The organism is Streptomyces sp. GbtcB6 (assembly GCF_019091475.1).
Classification (GTDB): domain Bacteria; phylum Actinomycetota; class Actinomycetes; order Streptomycetales; family Streptomycetaceae; genus Streptomyces; species Streptomyces hyaluromycini.
The window spans coordinates 136737-154229 of sequence record NZ_JAGXJL010000025.1 but is presented as its reverse complement, the minus strand read 5'-3'; the positions used below and the strand labels follow the sequence as shown (position 1 = coordinate 154229).

The window sequence follows — 17493 nt, the reverse complement described above, 5'->3', positions numbered from 1 at the left end:
CGCGTCAGGCGCCGAGGCTCAGGCCGCCGTCGACATGGATCTCCGCTCCTGTGACGTAGCGGGATCTGTCGTCGGCGAGCCAGAGCACGGCGTCGGCGATCTCCTCCGGTTCCGCCGGGCGCTTGAGGAGGGTCCGGTCCAGGAGCTGGAGGCGCATGTCCTCGGGCATGTCCTCCATCATCTCGGTGCGGACCAGGCCGGGCGTCACGAGGTTCGCCGTGATGCCGTAACCGGCGTACTCCCGGGCGATGCTGCGGGCGAGGCCGACCAGGCCGGCCTTGGACGCGGAGTAGTTGGCGGCACCGCGTCGGCCCCCCGTGCCGAGCACCGAGGAGATGAAGATCATCCGACCGTTCCGGAGCCTGACCATGCCGCGGCTGGCGCGTTTGGCGACGCGATAGGCCCCGGTGAGGTTGGTGTCCAGGACGCGGCCGAACTGGTCCTCGGCCATGGCGGCCAGCGGCGCGGAGTCCGTGATCCCGGCGTTCGAGACGAGGATCTCCACGGGCCCGTGGGCCGACTCCGCGGCCGTGAAGGCGGCGTCGACCTGCTCGGTGCTCGTGACGTCGCACCGCAGGTCGAGGGTGTCCGGCAGTTCGTCGCCGCCTCGGTGCGCGACGGCGACGCGGTCGCCCGCCTTGAGGAAGGCTTCCGTGATGGCGCGGCCGATACCGCGGTTGCCACCGGTGATCAGGACGGAGCGGTTCATACGAGGCGCCTTTCGCGGGTCACCAGTGGAAGGCGATCTTGCCGACGACCTCGCCGTCCAGGAGCCGTTCGAAGCCCTTGCGGGCGTCGGCGAAGGGGAGTTCGTCGGCGATGTCCGGACGCAGGCCGTGCCGGGTCATGAGGGCCAGGAGCCGGCGGAGTTCGTCGAGGGTGCCGGACGTGGAGCCGACGACTTTCAGTTCGTTCCAGAAGATCCGGTTCAGGTGGGCGATCGGGTCGGCGCCCGAGGTGGCGCCGGTGACGACGATCGTGCCTCCGGGGCGGACCGAGCGCAGGGAGTGGGACCAGGTGGCGCGTCCGACGCTCTCCATCACCGCGTCCACTGGCTCGGGCAGCGGCCTGCCACAGGGGAACGCGGCGTGCGCGCCGAGCCGTTCGGCCGCGGCGCGCTTCTCGGCGCTGCGGCTGGTGACCCAGACCCGGAAACCGGCCGTGCGGGCGAGCCGGGTCAGCGCGGTGGACACCCCGCCGCCCGCTCCCTGGATCAGGACCGTGTCTCCCGGGGCGAGGCCGGACTTGGTGAAGAGCATGCGGTACGCGGTCAGCCAGGTACCGGTGACACAGGCGGCCTCGGCATGCGTGAACCCGGCCGGTTTGGGGGCGAGGACATGGCGCGGAACGGCGACGCGCTCGGCGAACGTACCGGGGGCTCCCTCGCTGAGGAGGGTGTGGGCGGGGTCGCGGACGGGCTCGTGGCTCCACTGGGGTGCGGCGATGACGGTGCCGACGATGACCTCGTTGCCCTCGTCGTCGATACCGCTGGCCTCTCCGCCGAGGATCATCGGGTAGCGGTCGGCGGGCAGTCCGGCACCCCGCAGCGTCCACAGGTCGTGGTGGTTCAGGCCGGCGGCCTTGACCGTGACGACGGTCCAGGTGTCGTCGGGAGCGGTGGCCGCCGGGCGTTCCCCGAAGCGCAGGGTGCCCAACGGGTCGTCGGACGAGGGGTGTTGGGCGTATACCGCGAGCATGGTCTGCCTCCGGAATGTGGTCAGGGCCGGGCCGCGAGGCGGTCTTGGCGAAGTCGGCGGCGGGTCTGCCGTACGAGGGAGAGCAGCGTCGTGTTGCCGCCGATCTCGACGAACGTGGTGTCCGGGTCCCGGTCGAGGACGCGTTCGACGGACGGGGCCCACAGGACGGGGTGGTCGATCTGGCGGGTGAGGTCCGTGACGACGCGCGGGACGGCGTGGGGCAGGGCGGTGTGGTTGGCGATGACCGGTACCGAGGGGACGCGCCAGCGGGGGACGGCCATGAGGGCGGCGGCGAACTCCTCGGCGGCCTCGGTCAGATGGGGGGTGTGGAAGGGGCCGCTCACCGTGAGCCGTGTCACGGCGCGGGCCCCGGCCTCGCGCAGTCCGGGGACGGCCTGGCGGAGCGCCTCCTCGGGGCCGGCGAGCACCACCTGGTGGGGTGCGTTGAGCGCGGCGATGTGCAGGCCGGGCGGGCCCAGCCGACGTAACGTCTCCTCGATCGTGTCGCTGTCGATTCCGCTGACGGCGACCATGCCGCCCGGGGTGGCGTCCATCAGCCGGGCACGTTCGACGACGAGCCGCAGCCCGGTGGCGAAGTCGAGGACCCCGGCGGCCTCCAGGGCGTTGTACTCGCCCAGGCTGTGGCCGAGCAGCACATCCGCGGGGGCCCCGCCGTCGAGGGCCCGCCGGCGGTGGGCGAGGGCGTTGACGGTGTAGACGGCGGGCTGGGTGAAGCGCGTGTGCCCGAGGACGCCGTCCGGATCTTCGAGACACAGCCGGCGCAGTGAGTGGCCGAGGATGTCCTCGGCGAGCTCGGTCAGGTCGGGGAACGCGGCGAAGAGGTCCTTGCCCATGCCGATGTGCTGGGATCCCTGACCGGGGAAGAGCAGAGCGATGGTCACCGTGGGCTCCCTGCTTCGGACTGCCGGGAGTGGGTGAGCGGGTAGAGCGCGCCGATACGACGCCGGGTCTCCGGGTCGTCCAAGGTGGCTGTGTGGTGGGGAAGTTCACGCTCCAGGGCTGCCAAGGCCAAGTCCCTTTCCGGTGCGGTGAGTTCCTGCTTGAGCAACTGGAGTGTCGTACGCGGCGCCTGGGCGATCCGTCGGGCGAGGGCGGCTGCTCGGGCGGGGACCTTGTCGTGCGCGACGATGTTCACCGCGGCGCCGCGGGCGGCGAGTTCACGGCCGCGGTAGGGGCGGCCGGTGTAGAGCATCTCGGTGCCCAGCGCCTGTCCGAGGACCGTGGGGAGCACGTGGGTGGCGCCCAGACAGGGGGTGAAGCCGTAGGTGAGGAAGTTGGCGGAGTAGCTGGAGCGATCGCTGAGGACCACCGCGTCCGCGTAGAGCGCCAACAGCAGTCCGCCCCCGATCGCATGACCCTGCACCGCCGCGACGACGGGCAACGGGCAGTCGGCGGCGGCCCGTACGAAGTCCCAGCCGTGCGGGGTGCGGGCCGCACCGTCGGCGGTCAGGTCCTCGCGCGTGCCGCCGGCGCAGAAGACGTCCGGCAGCCCGCTCAGTACGATCACGCGGGTACCGGGATCCGCTGCCGCCTCCGCCAGAGCCGCGGGCAGGGCGGTGCGCGCGGCGGGTGTGATGCGGTTGCCGTGGGCGGCGTCGTCGAGGGTGACATGGGCCAGAGGTGCTTCCAGGCGGATCGCCACGGGGCCGGGAGCGCGTGTCATGGCAGCAGCCCCTGTTCCGCGAGCAGGGACATCCTGGCCCGGCCGGCCGGATCTTCGAGGCGCTCACGCATCGCTTCCACCGCCTGCTCCAGACTGCCGGGCCCGGTCCGAAGGGCGTCGCGGTACCGCTTGAGGGCCGCCACGGCCGACGGGGTGGTGCGTCCCACCTCGCGCATGATCCGCGCCAGTTCGGCCTCCGGCTCCGGAGCCGCGCGGTCGGCGAGGCCGATGCCGACGGCGGCAGCGGCGTCCAGCTGGTGTGCGGTCAGCGCCAGCGAGAAGGCGCGGTGGTGACCGACGCGCTCGGCGACGACCGGGAGCAGCACCGCCGGCAGCAGCCCCACCAGCAACTCGGTGATCCTGAACGTGGCTTCGGGACCGGCGACGACCTGGTCGCACGCGGCGACGAGGGCGACACCGCCACCGGTGACCTGCCCGTCGACGAGGGCCACGGTGACCAGGGGGCTGCGCGCCAGGCCGGTGAAGAGGTCGTGTGCCGACGCGAGGCCGCCGAGGACGTCGCCCGTGGACCGGTCGCCGCTCAGGGGCATTCCGGTGCAGAACGCCGGACCGTCGGAGGCGATCACGAAGGCCCGTACCCGGGGCGTGCGTTCGGCCTGTTCCAGCGCCGCGATCAGCGCTTTGACCACGTCCTCGCCGAGCACGGGACCGGTGAGCGTGGCCCGCAGCCGTCCGGGCCGGTGGGTCACGGTGACGCCGGTCATGGCCGCCCCCCGCCGAGACGGACGTAGTGACGCTCGTGGTCGTCGATGTGTTCGAGCATCGTCAACGGGCGATCCGGGCTCACGGCCGGCGCCAGCTTCTCCGCCAACGACAGGTCGCCCTCGAAGTCCGCCACACCGGCGCACAACGGGTCACAGGCGTCGGCGATCTCGTCGTAGGCGTCGACGTCCAGCCGGGTGCGGGCGGCGAGGGCCTCCGCCACACCCGACGCGCCCGTCGCCCCCGGGGAGTTGAGCAGGTAGCTGAAGAACTCCGAGGAGCACCCGGACCCGTAGGAGAAGATCCCGACGCGCCGCGGGGACGCGGGGCCGGCGTCGGCGTGGTCGAGCAGGCTGAGCAGGGCGAGGAGAGTGGTCCCGGCGTAGATGTTGCCGACCTGCGCCGGGTACTGGACGGAGTCCTCCAGACGGCGCCCGAAGTCCTCCGCGACCTGCTGCGGGGCGAAGCGCCCCAGGCTGCGCAGCAACGAGCGGTGTGCCCCGCGGACCGCTCCGGGGAAGGGGGTGTGGAACACGAGGTGGTCGAAGGAGTCGAAGAAGTCGGTGTCCGGGCGCCGCCGCACATAGTCGCCGTAGGCGGTCCTGAGGCACTCCACGTACGACATGAGGGACAGATCGGGGTCCCAGATGTGATCCGACGGAGTGGGACGGCGGACGTCGGTCACGTCGAAGCCGCAGTATCCGGCAGCGCCCAGCTCGGCTGTCGCCAGCGTGGGCCGGGAGCCGACCAGGACGGCGACCCCGCCCGCCCCCTGGCTGGGTTCCGCCGTGCTGCCCCGGATGAGACGCGGCACGTCACAGCCGATCACCAGAGCGCGGGCGTCCTCGCGGGAGGCGGTCGCCATCTGTGCCGCGGCGAGTTGGAGTGCTGCCACGCCCGCGTAACACGCCTGTTTGACCTCGTACAGGCGGCAGGTGCGGGGCAGCCCCAGGAGCTCGTGGATCCACGTCGCGGCCGACTTGGACAGGTCGATCCCCGACTCGGTTCCCACCACCAGCAGTTCGATCGTCTCCAGCTCGCCCTCGCCGAGACGGTCCAGGAGCGGGCGGGCGGCGTTGACGGCACAGCTGACGACGTCCTCGCAGGGCAGCGCGGCCGTCTTGCGCCGCATCATCAGGTTCGCCATCCGGGAGGTGTCCATGCCCCGCGCCCGGAACAGGTCGTCGACCTCGACATAGGCCAGGCCGAGATAGGCGCTGATGTCCTCGATGCCGACCGGTTTCATGGGCAGTCCTCCTCCGCTCGCCCCAGGACGAGGGACGCGTTGATCCCGCTGAAGGCGAAGCTGTTGCTCAACGCGGTACGCAGCGGCGCACGCGTGATCGTGTCGGTGACGAACCTCAGGTCGGACCGCACCGGTTTGGCCAGGTGGGGATTGGCGTGGCAGTAGCCGCCGGTGAGCTGCAGCAGGGTCGCGACGGCCTCGACGAGCCCCGCGGCTCCCAGCCCGTGACCGAGAAGGGCCTTGGTCGAGTTGACCCACGGCCCTTCGACGTCTGCTGAGCCGGCGGCTGTCGATTCAACTGCCGTTGATCCGGCGACCGTTTGTCCGGCGGCGCCGAACACCTCGGCCAGGGCCGCCGCCTCGCTGTCGTCGCCGACGGCCGACCCGGTGGCGTGGGCGTTGACGTAGTCGATGTCCGAGGGGGCGAGACCGCAGTCGGACAACGCCGTACGCATCGCCCGGACCTGGCCGTCGGTGTCGGGCCGGGTGCCTCGTCGGCCGTCCGTGCTCGTGCCGGAGCCGAGGATCCGGCCCAGCGGCCTGATGCCGCGCCGGTGTGCCTCGGACGCCGGCTCGATGAGTACGGCCGCCGCGACCTGGGCCACGGCGATGCCGTCGTGGCTCTCGTCGAAGGGGCGGCAGGCCGCGGTGGCGTCCCCGCCCGCGGTGACCGGGGTCATGGCCCCGGCCTTCACGAAGGCGCCGATCTCCACCGGGGAAAGGTCGTTGACCGGCGCGACGACCAGACAACGGGGTGCCTGACCGGCCGCCACCATACGGGTGGCGTGGATCAGGGCGAGCGCGCCGGCGGCCGACGAACCGCCGATCGGCCAGCCCTCCCCGCCGCACCCGGTCACCTCTCCCACGGCGCCGAGCGCGTCGGTGTCGAAGCAGTCCAGCAGATGCCCGGCACGGACCGTGGACGGGTCGGCGGCGTAGGCGGCCGCCGCGCGTGACTGGTGGCCCAGAGCCAGGTTGTTGCCCGCGATCACCACGCTCGTGTCACGGGCTTCGGCATCGGTCAGCCGGGCGGCGGTACACGCGGCGAGCGCGACACAACAGGCCGTGCGCACCGGGAGGGTGGCCCGTCCGGCGACCCGGCGCAGTCTGTCGCGACTGTGCGGGTCGGCGCAGTGGGACCGGGCCCAGGACCGCAGGTCGAAGCCGTCCAGGTGGGCGGCCGGGACCACAAGTTCGGCGCCGGGTAAGGGAGTCGGGCGCAGCGTCGGCTCCCCACGGCGGAGCACCCGGTCCAGTTCGGTGACGGTGGCGGCGGCCGGATGCAGCACCGCGGCCGAGGTCACCGCGATGCCGGTCCGGCACCGCCGGTCCGGCACCGGTGAGGGGCTCACGGCTGCTCGCAGTGCGCGTGGAGCAGTTCCGCGAGACCACCGAGCGTGGGTGCGGCGGCGAGCGCCCCCGTGGGCACGGTCAGCCGCAGCTCGTCGACGGTACCGACCAGGATGTCCATGCGGTCGAGGGAGTTGGCTCCCAGGTCCCGCAGGTTCTGCCCGGGGTGGATCTCGTCGTCCTCGACGTCGCTCAGGACGTCCCGGACGTGCCGGCTCAGCACTTCCCAGATCTCGTCGTGTGTCATGGAACCCTGCCTTCTGCCGAGTGCCGGGCGGCCGGGTCAGCGCGCGCCCTGCGGCAGGCCGACGCACTGCGCCACGTGCTCGGCGAGCTCGGCGAGGGTGGGGTTCTGGTAGAGCGCCTCGACCTTCTCCTGCAGGCCGTAGCGGGAGTTGATCACCGCCGTGACCTCGGCACCGAGCACGGAGTCCAGGCCCAGGTCCTGGAAGGCGGTGTCGTCGCCGATCTCCTCGGGCTCGCAGTAGAGGACTTCCGCCAGATGCGTGCGCAGTACCTCACGGACCTCGTCGGCGGTAACGGTCTGGGACATGGGAGTTCTCCTGTCGTGCTGAACGGTCGTCGTAGTTGGCAGTTGCCGTAGTCGGCAGTTGTGGTGCGGGTCAGTGCGTGCCGGCCTGGGGCGCGGCGGCCCGGGTGCCGGCTGCCGGGCCGTGGGCGTCGAACCAGTGCGGGCTGCGCTGGAACGGGTATCCGGGCAGGTCGGGGCAGTGTGACCGGGGTTGCGGCCAGTGCTTGGCCCAGTCGGCGGGGAGTCCGTCGAGCCAGTCGCCGGCGGTGTGGGCCATGGGCGTGGGCAGGTGGCCGAGCGCGTCCTTGCGGTCCGTCGCCGCCACCTGTCCGTGCGGCTGCTCCGCCGCCACGGCTGCCAGCGCCTGCGCCAGCCCGGTGAGGTCGGCGGCCACCAGGACGCGTCGTTCCCGCAGCCTGGCCCGGCCCGTCTGGGTCGTCCACGCGAGGGCGGCCAGGTCGGGCGGCCGCGGCCCGCGCACTGTCCGTATCAGGTCTGCGGCCAGGGCGGACAGGCCCGTTCGGTTCATGGCGGACAGAGGGACGGCCAGTGGGTCGGGACCGGTCCACGGTGGCGCGCCGGCCGTTTCCTCGGGCGCCTCCTCGACGATGGCGTGTGCCAACGCGCCGCCCACACCGAAGGAGTTCACCCCGATACGGCGGACCGCCGCACCGCGCGGCCAGGCGACCGGACGATCGGCGAGGGCGACCGGCAGGCCGCCGAACGACAGGGTGGGGTCGGGCCGGTCGAGACCCGCGATCGGCGGGATGAGCCCATGCCGCAGGATGAGCACCGCCTTGACGATGCCGAGCAGCCCCGCGGCGGCCTCCAGGTGCCCGATGTTCGACTTGACCGAGCCGATCCACAACTTGCCCCCGGGTCCGGCCGCTTGGGCTTGCGGCATCTCAAGTGCCGTGCGGAGGGCCTCGGTCACGGCCGCGGCCTCCGCGAGGTCGCCTCCGGTACCGGTGCCGTGGGCCTCGACGTAGCCGACGGAGGAGAGCGGAACTCCCGCCGCGCGGGCCGTCCGCAGGAACAGCCGGGTCTGCGCCGGGGCGTCGCTGCCGGTGAGGCCGCCGGCCCTGCCGTTGTGACCGACACCGACACCGCGGATCACCGCGTGCACCGGATCGCCGTCCCGCCGCGCGTCGGCAAGACGCTTGAGCAGGAGGCAGGCACCGCCCTCGCCCCGCACATAGCCGTCGCGTCGCGTGCTGAACGGGACGGAGTCGCCGGTGGGGGAGAGCGCGCCCGCCTGATAGGCGCTGCTGGTGTAGAAGCCGTTGCAGGTGATGTTGGCGGCCATCACGGCGGCCAGGGAGAACTCACCGGCGCGCAGCCCCTGCACGGCCGGGGCCAGTACCGAGAGGCCGGAGGAGCAGGCGGAGTCGACGGCGTAGCTGGGGCCGGTCCAGTCGAACTGGTACGAGATCCGGTTGGCGGTGAACGTGATCAGGGTGCCGGGGAAAGCGGCGCTGTCCACGACGTCCGCCCGGATCATGCGCTCCCGGTAGTCGGCCATGGGGGCCGCGGCGAACACCGCCACCGGTTCGCCGCGCAGCCGGTCCGGTGCGATGGCCGCGTTCTCCAGGGCGTGCCAGGTCAGTTCGAGGAGCACGCGCTGATGCGGGTCCATCCAGGCCGCCATGCGCCGGGAGACACCGAAGAAGGCCGCGTCGAAGCCACTGACGTCGTCGAGCAGCGCCGCCTGCATCGGCCCCGCGTCGACGGGCCCGGCGTCGACGGACGGCACCCGCTGCCCGGGCACCGGGCCGATGAGCCGCCGCTCGGCCCGCAGCAGCCGCCACAGCGACTCCGCGTCGTCGGCTCCTGCCGTACGGCAGGACAGCCCGATGACGGCGATGGGTTCGGGGACGTGCGGCGCGGCGTTCATACGGACCTCCTCGTGAAGCTCGGGGTGCGCCACGCTAGAGACGCCATGTGACATGGCTGCGACAACCAGCCCGGTCGCCGGACCCGGCATATGCGGGCTGTCACCGGACCGTCACGGCGGCCCCGCAAGCTGGCTGTCCGCGACCGGGGCGGACCCCGGTACCCGTCTGCAGTTGGAGGAGCGGTGCCGGACAAACCGTCGAGGGCCAGGACCCTGAACCAGTACCTCGACCCGTACCCGTACTTCGGGAGACTGCGCGAGGCCGGCCGCGTGGTCCGGATCCAGACTGCCTTCGCGGGCGAGGGCTGGCTCGTCACGCGCCACGAGGACGCCCAGCGCCTGGCCGGAGATCCACGCCTGAGCGTGGAGGACCGCCATGCCGGCCCCGAACTGCGCTGCCGGCTGGACCGGTTCAAGTTCCGGTTCGCCGACTGCCTCCCCGAGACCATGCTCGTCATGGACCCGCCCGAGCACACTCGGCTGCGCCGGATGGTGGCCCGGGAGTTCACCCCCCGCCGGGTGGCCACCCTCGCCCCCTACATCGAGGAGACGGTCCGCAGACTGCTTGCCCCGCTCCCGCCGGACGGGACGGCCGACCTGGTGTCCGTCCTGGCGGAGCCGCTGCCGACCATGGTGATCTGCCGCCTCCTGGGGCTGAGCGAGCAGGACGCCACCCACCTGGGCCCCTTCGTCTCCGTACTGACCGAGCTACCGGTGGACCCGGAGGTGGCGGCCCGGGTGGAAGAGGCGCGCGACGCGGTGTGGACGTATCTCTCCCGCATGATCGAGGAGAAGCGGCACAAGCCCGACGACGGGCTGCTCAGCGCCCTGATCTCCGCCCACGACGACGAGGGGCGGCTCACCGACACCGAACTGACGGCGATGGCAGGGGTGTTGTTCGCCGGCGGCGCCGAGACCACCACCCAGATGATCGGCTCCGGACTGCTGCTGCTCCTGCGCCACCCCGAACAACTGGCCCGGCTCGTCGAGTCACCCGACCTGATCCCCTCGGCGGTCGACGAACTGCTGAGGTTCGAGAGCCCCGTGACGCTCGGGCTCATCCGGTACGCGGCCGAGGACATCCCCCTCGCCGACGTGACCATTCCCCGAGGCGACCTGGTCTTCGTGGGGGTCTCGTCGGCCAACCACGACCCCCGCCGCTTCCCCGAGCCCGACCGAGTGGACGTCGCACGCCGGGACAACCCCCACCTGGCATTCGGGCACGGCCCCCACTACTGCCTGGGCGCACCCCTGGCCAGGCTCGAACTCCAGGTGGTCCTCTCCACGCTCCTGAGACACCATCCGCACCTGGAACTGGCCTGCCGCCCCACCGAGGTGCCCTGGCGACCGTCCGCCCTGCGCGGCCCGGCGTCCCTGCCCGTGCGGCTGGGCCCTCGTGATGCGACGGACCGGTGACGATCAGGCACCCGCCCGCCGGTCCAGGCAGGCCGCGAGGAGCGTACTGACCACCGCTCGTGTGGCCTGGGGAGCGATGACACCGTCCAGCGCGCCGTCCGCGAGGTCGGTCCGGGCCCGCGGCCAGGCGTAGACGGCGTCCGCGCCGGACTCCCGCGCCCCCATGACCAGCCGCGGCCAGCCCTCCGCCCGGCCCACGAGCACGGTGACACGTGGTACCCGAGCCTCCAAGAAGGCGTTCAGCAACTCCGCGCCCGCCACTGCCGGCGAGTGCCAGACACCGGTCACACCGGTGCCTGGCACCTGCGGGGTGTCGACCAGAACCAGCAGGGGGATGTTCCACAGCGCGAAGAGGTCGACCATCCGCCGCCCCTTGCTCGCCGCCTGCGGAGTGAGCGCGCCGTCGCCCACCACGGGGTTGTTCGCGATGACGCCGACCCGCTTGCCCTCGATACGGGCCAGCCCCGTCAGGACACTCGGACCATGCTCGGCCATGAGTTCGAGCCAGTCGCCTCCGTCGGCGATCCCGGCGATGACACCACGCATGTCGACGGGCGCCCCGTCGGCCCTGAAGTGCTCGATCGCGGTACGGGGCGGCGACGCGGGAGCCCACTGCCGGGTCAGATAGTCCAGCAGCTCACGCGCGCTGGCCGCCGCCTCGACCACGCTCGTCGCCTCGATCTCGGCCGCCGGATGCCCGTCGGCTCCGCCCGGACGGTCCCGCCGTACGAGGACGAAGGCGTCCCCCAGTGCCGCTGCGCCGAGGGACCGCATCACCGCGTCGTCGAACGAGATCACCACCCGGGGCACCACACCTCGCAGTTGCACGAGGGAGCGCAGCAGCGTCACCCGGTGCGCGGGGATCTCGGAGGCGACGGCGGGGTGGCGACCGGGCTCCCCGACGAGGAGGGCCACCGGCAGGCAGGCTTTTCGCGCGTACTCCAGTGTCCGCAGAACACTTTGGACATCGGGCGAGTGCTCGGGGTTCGTGTCGCGGAACACGGCGACAGGGAAGCCGCCGACGCGGTAGATGCCCGCGACGGGAGCCGACGGTCCGGACGTCTGTGGTGGGGCCGGGCTCCTCAGACACACGGGTGGTTCACCGTCGACGATCAACTCCAGCAGCCGGGCCGAGGACAGGTCCCGCCGAACGCGACCGCGGCCACCGGGGCGTGCGGGGGGCGGAATCGTCTCCGAGCCGACGCCGAGATCGTCACGCAGCGCCCTTCGGATGCGCTGTTCCACCCGCTGGGCCTCGTGCGGCCTGCCCGACCGGTACAACGCCGTTGCCAGGAGACGGGCGAGAGACTCGTCGTAGGGGTTCTCCAGGAGCAGGTCCTGCAGGTCCGTGATGACCCGCGTATGGTGCCCGAGGGCCAGCCTGACCGAGGCCAGTCGCTCGGCCGCCTCCCGCCGGGCCGCCTCCAGCCGTGCGACCAGGCGGCCGCCCCCCGTACCCGTCGACGTGCCCTCCAGCACCGGGCCACGCCACAGGTCCAGGGCGGGTTCGAGGATCTCCATGGCGGCACCGGCATCCGAGGGTCCCAGGGTTCGCACCCGCGCCAGCTCGGCCAGGAACTGTCCGGCGTCCGACTCCAGGGGCGAGACCTTCAGGACGTACCCCGCGGCCTTGGCCAGCAGGCGCTCCGCGCCGGGCCCTTCGGGCTCCCACTGCCGTAACGCCCGGCGCAGCCGCGCCATATGGGCGTGGACGGCCCTCAGCGGCTGGCGCGGGATGTCCTCACCGTAGAGCGCGTCCGCGAGCCGGTCGGTGGAGACGACCATGGATTCCGCGGCGAGCAACTCCGCGATGAGCGTGGCCTGCAGGCCCCGCACATGGACGACATCGCCGTCCGACAGTTCCACACCCAGCGAACCAAGCACGAGGAGTTTCACCGCGCACCGGACACAAGGTGTTCGTGTAACTCGCCCACCATCTGATTACGCATCGACAACTCCGCAGAGTATTGGAGGCTGCTGTCTGATGTTCTATCGGAGCAGATTGGTCGGTACAACGAGAAGGCCATCAGAAGTCATGGACGTTAAGGAGCCATCCCAAAACCATTTCAATTTGCTGTGCGAAAGCAATGACGGCCGCGACGTCCCGCCCCAACGGCCCCGGCAGGCTAGCGCCGACGAAACAGGCAGGCGACCGGCAGCGACGGGACCTGCGCGAACAGGCAGCCCCGCTGCACCAAGAGGAAAGCTCCGCACAGGCGATTCAAGACAAAGAAATGATCCCCGCACAACTCGCGCCGAGGGGCAAACAATTCGACCATCCGGGACCGAAGGGCCAGGCTCTGAGAAAACGGACCGGGTCCCCGCCGGAATCGACGACGACGCCGGCGGTGCCGTCACTGTTGCTGTAGATACTGATTTGTCCGCCGGTGCCGGCCGGGGTGATCGCGAAATTGTCCAGGGTGTCGTCGGCGCCCCGGTTGATATTGCTGGTGGCAGGTTTTCCGATACCGGTCGGGTCGACGGAGGCGTAGCCGCCGGCCGTGGCGGCGAGGCGGGTGGGGTTGCCGGTGTGGAATCGGACCACCACGTCCCGGGCTGGGCGAACCTGCTCCTGCCCGGACCGCACCTGGACCCCTTCGACCGACGCCGGTCCCCTCGGCTCACGCACGAGGCGGATCCCGAAACGAAGAAGCCCCAGGTCATAGACCATCTGACCTGGGGCTTTCTGGAGCCGCTTTCGGGATTCGAACCCGAGACCTACGCATTACGAGTTTCCGTGATGAAAGGTCGGGATAGCGCGCCACGGTTCATATTGGCTGGTCAGAGTGCTTTTCCCGCCACAACGACCGCCCTCGACCGACGGCGAACCGCAACTAGGACTGCAACTGTCGGGCGAGCAGGCGCGCCCGCACCCCACCCCGAGTCGAAGATCGCCAGAACTTCGACCTGCGCAAGTGGCTCCACGTACTTGCGCGACCCGCAACGACCCTCTACGCTTTGAGCAAGCGACACCGCTTACGCAAGCGGCCCTCGTCGGTGCTACCAACACCGAACGAGGGCCTGACGGAATCACCTGAGCCAACAGGAGACCCGCTGTGCCGAACTCTCTCATCCGCCGTGAGCGCCGCGCCAACCGGCGCGTCCTGCGCTCCGAGCTCCGCCGCCGCACCGCCGCCGGCCGCCTCGCCTCCAGCTGCCACCGCCGCCCCCGCAGCCTCGCCACCGTGGCCATCGCCTCCGGCGTCGCCAAGGACACCGCGGCCGGCATCGCCAACGGCCTCCGCTCCGTCGCGAAGCGCATCGGCCTCACCCCCGCCGCGACCGCCCGCACCCGCCGCACCGTCGCCGGGGGCCGCGCCCACCGCAGCCACTCCGTGGCCCGCTGGACCCTCGCGCAGGTCGCCCGCCTCGTCGCCGCCTACAAGCCGCGCAAGGCCGAGTACGTCGCCGCCACCGCGCTGATCGCCGCGTTCGCCGGCGGTGCCCGATGAACGCCACCCTCACCCCCGCCGCCCACCGGATCATCAGCCAGCTGCGCGCCGGTCAGGCCGCCGGCACCGCCGCCGGACTCGGTAGCCCGGACTGGGACGCCTTCCACGACCTGGTGGTCCGGTTCATCGCCGAGGCCCCGGACCCGAAGTTCCGCATGCGGGAGATCGCCGACCTCCTCGACGAGCACACCCGCTCCGAGCGCCCCGTCGGGGGTGCCCGGTGACGAAGCAGACCGAGACGGCCCGCACCCCGCGGGCCGTCCCCGGCCGGCGTCTCATCGCCGCCGGGGTCATCTCCCGCAGGGTCGACGTCCGCATCACCGAGGCCGGTGTCACCGGCGTCCTCCGGAAGGGGAACCGGCGATGAAGCCCTGCGCCAGCACCCCCGCCCTCGCCGCCCAGACCAGCGAACTGGCCACCGCGGTCCGTGTGGCCCGCACGCTGCTCGCCGACTACGGCGACAGCAGCGCCGCTGGGTTCTCGTACCCCGAGGCCTACGGCGCCCTGCGCGAGACCCTGCGGATCCTGCTCCGCGTCCTCGACCCCGAGGCCGTCCCCAGCGCTGCCGATGTCCCCGCCGCGCCCCGCTGCCCCGCCGCGCATCCCGAGGACCCGACCGACTGCAACGGGCCGGTCGTCGTCACCGTCCTGGACCGGCACAACGGAGGCGCCAACGGGTGCGAGCACCACGGCGCCCGGCTCCTCGCCTCCCTCGACGGCGGCCGCGTGTACGGACTTCCGGACGCCCCCGCTGGCGCGGCCATTCGCGTGTTCAAGGCCGCCGACGGCATCCGCCCCTTCCCGTGGCTGACCGACGTGCCGCGCACCCGTCCCGACCAGCTCAGCCGAGCCGAGAACCGCGCGAGGAGTGAAGGCCAGTGAGCACCGAGCCCCGCACCATCACCCTCGCCACCAGCGACCACGGGCCCGTCACCCTGGAAGAGCCCTCTTGGTGTAGTGGTCACGCCGACCACGACCCCGAGATGCTGCGCGCCGACCTCATCCACGTGGGCCCGCTCGCCGAGTGCGTCTACCTCGGCCGGAACCTGCTCGCGGCCGAGATCGTGCAGTCCCCGTTCGCCACGTCGTCCGTCCCCGAGCTGGGCGGCCGGACGGCCGGCGTCTCGGTCTTCCCCCTCGGCAAGACGCTCACCCCGGTCCAGCTGTACGACCTCGCCGCGACCCTCGACACCTACGCCGACCGGCTGCGGGACATGGCCGACCAGCTCGCCCGGATCCTCGACGGGGGCAAGCAGTGAGCCGCACCTCGCACGTCCGCCGTCCGACCGAGGTGGCCGCCATCCGCGCGGCCGCCCGGTCGGCCCGGCCCGGCCCGCCCATCGAGGCGCTGTTCGCGCACCTCGTCATCGCCCAGGCCGCCGAAGACCGGCATGGCACCAACCTCCTCGGCCACGCCATCGCCCGCGCCGCCGGCATCCACACCACCCAGGAGTAGCCCCATGCTGAACAAGTCCAAGGCCAGGCGTACCGAGAACCGCCGCCACCGCGCCCTGATGAGCGTCGCCGACCACGTCGTCTCCCGGCACGTCATCGCTGGCGACAGCGAGCAGGCCACCACCGGCGAGATCATCGCCCTCGCCTTCGGCCGCCACCAGCTGCGCATCACCCACGCGGAAGCCCTCGACTTCCTCAACGCCCAGCTGGCCGCCCGCTCTCTGCCCCTCCGTGGCCGTGTCGCCGACACCGTGAGCCCGGAGGACGACCAGTGACCACCCGCAGAGAACTCACCTGGGGTCAGGCCCTCGTCCTCGGCGCGGCCGCCGTCGTCATCGTCGTCGTCGGCGGGTTCGGCGCCTGGGGCACGTACACGAACGCCGTGTCCGCGTTCCACCGGCAGGCGACCGCGGCCGGAGTCGTCGCGGCCGGCGAGGGACTCACCCTGATCCTGGCCCTGATCATGCTCGGGCGGACCATGCTCGGCATGGCCTCCCCAGCTGTGGTCCGGGGCGGCATGTGGCTCGCCCCGCTCTCGGCCAGCTGCATCGGTCTGGCCATCGCCAGCAGCCTCCGTGAGGGAGCCGTGTACGCGGTGACCCCGCTGGCCATGTCCGGGGCCGCCGAAGGGTTGGGCCTGATCGCCCGCTCGATCGTCGTCTACCGCACCGGCGAGGACGCCGAGGTGATCCGCCGCAACGGCGACGTCGCACGGCAACTCGCCTATCAGCGGGCCGTGGCCGACGGGCACCCCGACAAGCGGAAGCAGAAGCGTGCGGTCCGCTCCTACTGGCGGCTCGCGAAGTACGTCGGTGTGGGCGACGCCGAACTCGGCGCCGGCCTGGTCGACGTACAGCGCGTCCGGGTCCGTGACGGGGCTGATGCGGCCCTCGCGTCCATGTACGGCGCTGCCCCCACGGCCTCCGTGGGGCAGAGCCCCACACACCCCCGGTCCGTGTCGGCGACGGAGAAGCTCCGCAACACCTTCGCCGCCATGGACCCCGAGGACGCGATCCGGTTCGCGGCCGACGCGCGACCTGATGCGGACGCCGTCGAACTCGCCGTCATCCTCGCCACCTACGGACTGAACGTCGACCCCGTCGCGGTCGCCCTGGTCCTCGGCCAGCAGCCTCCCGAGTACACCGTCGAGCGACCTGATGCGCCCGCGCATCACGAGGTCAGTGCCCTGCCCGCCGTGAATCTTCAGGGCGCCGTCGAGGAAGCCGCGTCAGCCCTCGGCGAGACCGCATCACCCCGCGAGATCGCCGAGCACCTGGAGCAGCACCGCCGCCTGGTCGTCGACGAGACGTACATCCGCACGGCCCTGTCGAGGGCTGCGAAGAAGACCCCGCCGGAGCCTCCGGCCGACAAGATGGAAGGCGGATACGCCTGATGCGAGCACTCCTCGCGGGCGCCCTGTTCGGGGTCCTGCTCCTGTTCTTCCCGTCCGTCCTCGCCCTGGCCGGCGCCGTCCTCGTGGCGGCCGCAGTCAAGGCCGTCCCGCCCGCGCTCGTCGTCGCCCTGCTCGTCCGCGCCGTGCTGCCCCGGATCCGGCGGTGGGCTCGATGACCGAGCCGTCCAACGTGCCGGAGCAATACCGCCACTACGTCGTCCCGGCCGCCGAGCAGGCCCCGGCGCACCACCGTCCTCCGAACGTCCTGTACGACGACCGCGGCCGGCCGGTGCACTTCACGATTGGCCAGCCTCCGCCGCCGATCGTCGTGCAGGCGCCGGTGCAGCAGGGCATGGACCCGGCCACGTTCCGGCTGGTCGTGGTCACGTTCCTGATCCTCGCGGTGGTCGTCGTCTGCACGGCGTGCGCGTGCGCGGTCGTCGTCCTGATGGGCGGCACGCTGCTGGGCATCATCGGCGCCGTCTCCGCGAACCTGCCGTTCGTCGGTGTCTCCCTGGTCGGGGTGATCCTCGCCGCCGGATGGGCCGCCTCGAAGATCCGGCCCATCGTGAAGCGCAAAACCGACTGACCTGCCCTTCCGTCCCCCGGGATCACTTCCCCACGCGCCGAAGTGATGCCGGCGGGCGGTGG

23 protein-coding genes are annotated in these 17493 nt (G+C 72.0%); 11 read left to right on the top strand and 12 right to left on the bottom strand.

Going from position 1 to position 17493, the window contains the following annotated elements; genetic code table 11:
* Nucleotides 1–4: 4 nt before the first annotated feature.
* The 10 genes from fabG to KVT45_RS34645 form a co-directional block, all read right to left on the bottom strand.
* Nucleotides 5–709, bottom strand: coding sequence for a 3-oxoacyl-ACP reductase FabG (fabG, locus tag KVT45_RS34690; protein ID WP_217553120.1), 705 nt, complete (start codon nucleotides 707–709; stop codon nucleotides 5–7).
* A gap of 19 nt (nucleotides 710–728) precedes the next feature.
* Nucleotides 729–1697, bottom strand: a complete 969-nt coding sequence (locus KVT45_RS34685; protein ID WP_217553119.1) for a zinc-binding dehydrogenase — start codon at nucleotides 1695–1697, stop codon at nucleotides 729–731.
* A gap of 20 nt (nucleotides 1698–1717) precedes the next feature.
* Nucleotides 1718–2599: an ACP S-malonyltransferase gene (locus KVT45_RS34680; protein WP_217553118.1), complete on the bottom strand. Its 882-nt coding sequence runs from the start codon at nucleotides 2597–2599 to the stop codon at nucleotides 1718–1720.
* On the bottom strand, nucleotides 2596–3381 hold the full coding sequence (locus tag KVT45_RS34675) for a polyketide synthase (protein WP_217553117.1): 786 nt from the start codon (nucleotides 3379–3381) through the stop codon (nucleotides 2596–2598). The genes KVT45_RS34680 and KVT45_RS34675 overlap by 4 nt, the downstream gene beginning before the upstream one ends.
* Entirely contained in the window at nucleotides 3378–4106 is a 729-nt protein-coding gene (locus KVT45_RS34670; protein WP_217553116.1) for an enoyl-CoA hydratase-related protein, read from the bottom strand. The genes KVT45_RS34675 and KVT45_RS34670 overlap by 4 nt, the downstream gene beginning before the upstream one ends.
* Nucleotides 4103–5350, bottom strand: coding sequence for a hydroxymethylglutaryl-CoA synthase family protein (locus KVT45_RS34665; protein ID WP_217553115.1), 1248 nt, complete (start codon nucleotides 5348–5350; stop codon nucleotides 4103–4105). Before KVT45_RS34665 ends, KVT45_RS34670 begins: the two co-directional genes overlap by 4 nt.
* Nucleotides 5347–6702, bottom strand: coding sequence for a beta-ketoacyl synthase N-terminal-like domain-containing protein (locus KVT45_RS34660; protein WP_217553114.1), 1356 nt, complete (start codon nucleotides 6700–6702; stop codon nucleotides 5347–5349). The genes KVT45_RS34665 and KVT45_RS34660 overlap by 4 nt, the downstream gene beginning before the upstream one ends.
* Entirely contained in the window at nucleotides 6699–6947 is a 249-nt protein-coding gene (locus tag KVT45_RS34655) for a phosphopantetheine-binding protein (protein WP_217553113.1), read from the bottom strand. Before KVT45_RS34655 ends, KVT45_RS34660 begins: the two co-directional genes overlap by 4 nt.
* Before the next feature lie 36 nt (nucleotides 6948–6983).
* The gene (locus KVT45_RS34650) at nucleotides 6984–7253 is read right to left on the bottom strand and encodes an acyl carrier protein (RefSeq protein WP_217553112.1); all 270 of its coding nucleotides are present in this window, start codon (nucleotides 7251–7253) and stop codon (nucleotides 6984–6986) included.
* Between the two features lie 70 nt (nucleotides 7254–7323).
* Entirely contained in the window at nucleotides 7324–9126 is a 1803-nt protein-coding gene (locus KVT45_RS34645; RefSeq protein WP_217553111.1) for a polyketide synthase, read from the bottom strand.
* 183 nt (nucleotides 9127–9309) lie between these two features.
* On the opposite strand from KVT45_RS34645, the gene KVT45_RS34640 reads away from it, so the two are divergent.
* On the top strand, nucleotides 9310–10542 hold the full coding sequence (locus tag KVT45_RS34640) for a cytochrome P450 (protein ID WP_308310945.1): 1233 nt from the start codon (nucleotides 9310–9312) through the stop codon (nucleotides 10540–10542).
* Between the two features lie 3 nt (nucleotides 10543–10545).
* Here the strand turns inward: KVT45_RS34640 and KVT45_RS34635 are convergent, their stop codons facing one another.
* Both KVT45_RS34635 and KVT45_RS34630 read right to left on the bottom strand, forming a co-directional pair.
* Entirely contained in the window at nucleotides 10546–12426 is a 1881-nt protein-coding gene (locus tag KVT45_RS34635) for a carboxyl transferase domain-containing protein (protein ID WP_217553109.1), read from the bottom strand.
* A gap of 337 nt (nucleotides 12427–12763) precedes the next feature.
* A complete protein-coding gene (locus tag KVT45_RS34630) occupies nucleotides 12764–13213 on the bottom strand; it encodes a hypothetical protein (protein ID WP_217553108.1) in 450 nt (149 codons plus the stop codon).
* Between the two features lie 385 nt (nucleotides 13214–13598).
* Here KVT45_RS34630 and KVT45_RS34625 point away from each other — a divergent pair, with 385 nt between their 5' ends.
* The 10 genes from KVT45_RS34625 to KVT45_RS34580 are packed head-to-tail and all read left to right on the top strand — an operon-like array spanning nucleotide 13599 to nucleotide 17431.
* Nucleotides 13599–13994: a hypothetical protein gene (locus KVT45_RS34625; protein WP_217553107.1), complete on the top strand. Its 396-nt coding sequence runs from the start codon at nucleotides 13599–13601 to the stop codon at nucleotides 13992–13994.
* On the top strand, nucleotides 13991–14218 hold the full coding sequence (locus KVT45_RS34620) for a hypothetical protein (protein ID WP_217553106.1): 228 nt from the start codon (nucleotides 13991–13993) through the stop codon (nucleotides 14216–14218). The genes KVT45_RS34625 and KVT45_RS34620 overlap by 4 nt, the downstream gene beginning before the upstream one ends.
* A complete protein-coding gene (locus KVT45_RS34615; protein WP_217553105.1) occupies nucleotides 14215–14361 on the top strand; it encodes a hypothetical protein in 147 nt (48 codons plus the stop codon). Before KVT45_RS34620 ends, KVT45_RS34615 begins: the two co-directional genes overlap by 4 nt.
* Nucleotides 14358–14876 carry a hypothetical protein gene (locus KVT45_RS34610; protein ID WP_254647764.1) on the top strand — a complete coding sequence of 173 codons (519 nt, stop codon included), beginning with the start codon at nucleotides 14358–14360 and terminating at the stop codon, nucleotides 14874–14876. The genes KVT45_RS34615 and KVT45_RS34610 overlap by 4 nt, the downstream gene beginning before the upstream one ends.
* Nucleotides 14873–15253, top strand: a complete 381-nt coding sequence (locus KVT45_RS34605; protein WP_217553104.1) for a hypothetical protein — start codon at nucleotides 14873–14875, stop codon at nucleotides 15251–15253. Before KVT45_RS34610 ends, KVT45_RS34605 begins: the two co-directional genes overlap by 4 nt.
* Nucleotides 15250–15450 carry a hypothetical protein gene (locus tag KVT45_RS34600; RefSeq protein ID WP_217553103.1) on the top strand — a complete coding sequence of 67 codons (201 nt, stop codon included), beginning with the start codon at nucleotides 15250–15252 and terminating at the stop codon, nucleotides 15448–15450. Before KVT45_RS34605 ends, KVT45_RS34600 begins: the two co-directional genes overlap by 4 nt.
* Before the next feature lie 4 nt (nucleotides 15451–15454).
* Nucleotides 15455–15724 carry a hypothetical protein gene (locus tag KVT45_RS34595; protein WP_217553102.1) on the top strand — a complete coding sequence of 90 codons (270 nt, stop codon included), beginning with the start codon at nucleotides 15455–15457 and terminating at the stop codon, nucleotides 15722–15724.
* The gene (locus KVT45_RS34590; RefSeq protein WP_217553101.1) at nucleotides 15721–16842 is read left to right on the top strand and encodes a conjugal transfer protein; all 1122 of its coding nucleotides are present in this window, start codon (nucleotides 15721–15723) and stop codon (nucleotides 16840–16842) included. The genes KVT45_RS34595 and KVT45_RS34590 overlap by 4 nt, the downstream gene beginning before the upstream one ends.
* On the top strand, nucleotides 16842–17018 hold the full coding sequence (locus tag KVT45_RS34585) for a hypothetical protein (RefSeq protein ID WP_217553100.1): 177 nt from the start codon (nucleotides 16842–16844) through the stop codon (nucleotides 17016–17018). Before KVT45_RS34590 ends, KVT45_RS34585 begins: the two co-directional genes overlap by 1 nt.
* On the top strand, nucleotides 17015–17431 hold the full coding sequence (locus KVT45_RS34580; RefSeq protein WP_254647763.1) for a hypothetical protein: 417 nt from the start codon (nucleotides 17015–17017) through the stop codon (nucleotides 17429–17431). The genes KVT45_RS34585 and KVT45_RS34580 overlap by 4 nt, the downstream gene beginning before the upstream one ends.
* Nucleotides 17432–17493 lie beyond the last annotated feature (62 nt).

Excerpts from the sequence above, each read along its gene's own strand:
- KVT45_RS34580 (WP_254647763.1), top strand. The coding sequence starts at position 17,015 with ATGACCGAGCCGTCCAACGTGCCGGAGCAATACCGCCACTACGTCGTC.
- KVT45_RS34630 (WP_217553108.1), bottom strand. The coding sequence starts at position 13,213 with ATGGTCTATGACCTGGGGCTTCTTCGTTTCGGGATCCGCCTCGTGCGT.
- KVT45_RS34595 (WP_217553102.1), top strand. The coding sequence starts at position 15,455 with ATGCTGAACAAGTCCAAGGCCAGGCGTACCGAGAACCGCCGCCACCGC.
- KVT45_RS34655 (WP_217553113.1), bottom strand. The coding sequence starts at position 6,947 with ATGACACACGACGAGATCTGGGAAGTGCTGAGCCGGCACGTCCGGGAC.
- fabG (WP_217553120.1), bottom strand. The coding sequence starts at position 709 with ATGAACCGCTCCGTCCTGATCACCGGTGGCAACCGCGGTATCGGCCGC.
- KVT45_RS34670 (WP_217553116.1), bottom strand. The coding sequence starts at position 4,106 with ATGACCGGCGTCACCGTGACCCACCGGCCCGGACGGCTGCGGGCCACG.
- KVT45_RS34675 (WP_217553117.1), bottom strand. The coding sequence starts at position 3,381 with ATGACACGCGCTCCCGGCCCCGTGGCGATCCGCCTGGAAGCACCTCTG.
- KVT45_RS34620 (WP_217553106.1), top strand. The coding sequence starts at position 13,991 with ATGAACGCCACCCTCACCCCCGCCGCCCACCGGATCATCAGCCAGCTG.
- KVT45_RS34610 (WP_254647764.1), top strand. The coding sequence starts at position 14,358 with ATGAAGCCCTGCGCCAGCACCCCCGCCCTCGCCGCCCAGACCAGCGAA.
- KVT45_RS34645 (WP_217553111.1), bottom strand. The coding sequence starts at position 9,126 with ATGAACGCCGCGCCGCACGTCCCCGAACCCATCGCCGTCATCGGGCTG.
- KVT45_RS34685 (WP_217553119.1), bottom strand. The coding sequence starts at position 1,697 with ATGCTCGCGGTATACGCCCAACACCCCTCGTCCGACGACCCGTTGGGC.
- KVT45_RS34585 (WP_217553100.1), top strand. The coding sequence starts at position 16,842 with ATGCGAGCACTCCTCGCGGGCGCCCTGTTCGGGGTCCTGCTCCTGTTC.
- KVT45_RS34650 (WP_217553112.1), bottom strand. The coding sequence starts at position 7,253 with ATGTCCCAGACCGTTACCGCCGACGAGGTCCGTGAGGTACTGCGCACG.
- KVT45_RS34665 (WP_217553115.1), bottom strand. The coding sequence starts at position 5,350 with ATGAAACCGGTCGGCATCGAGGACATCAGCGCCTATCTCGGCCTGGCC.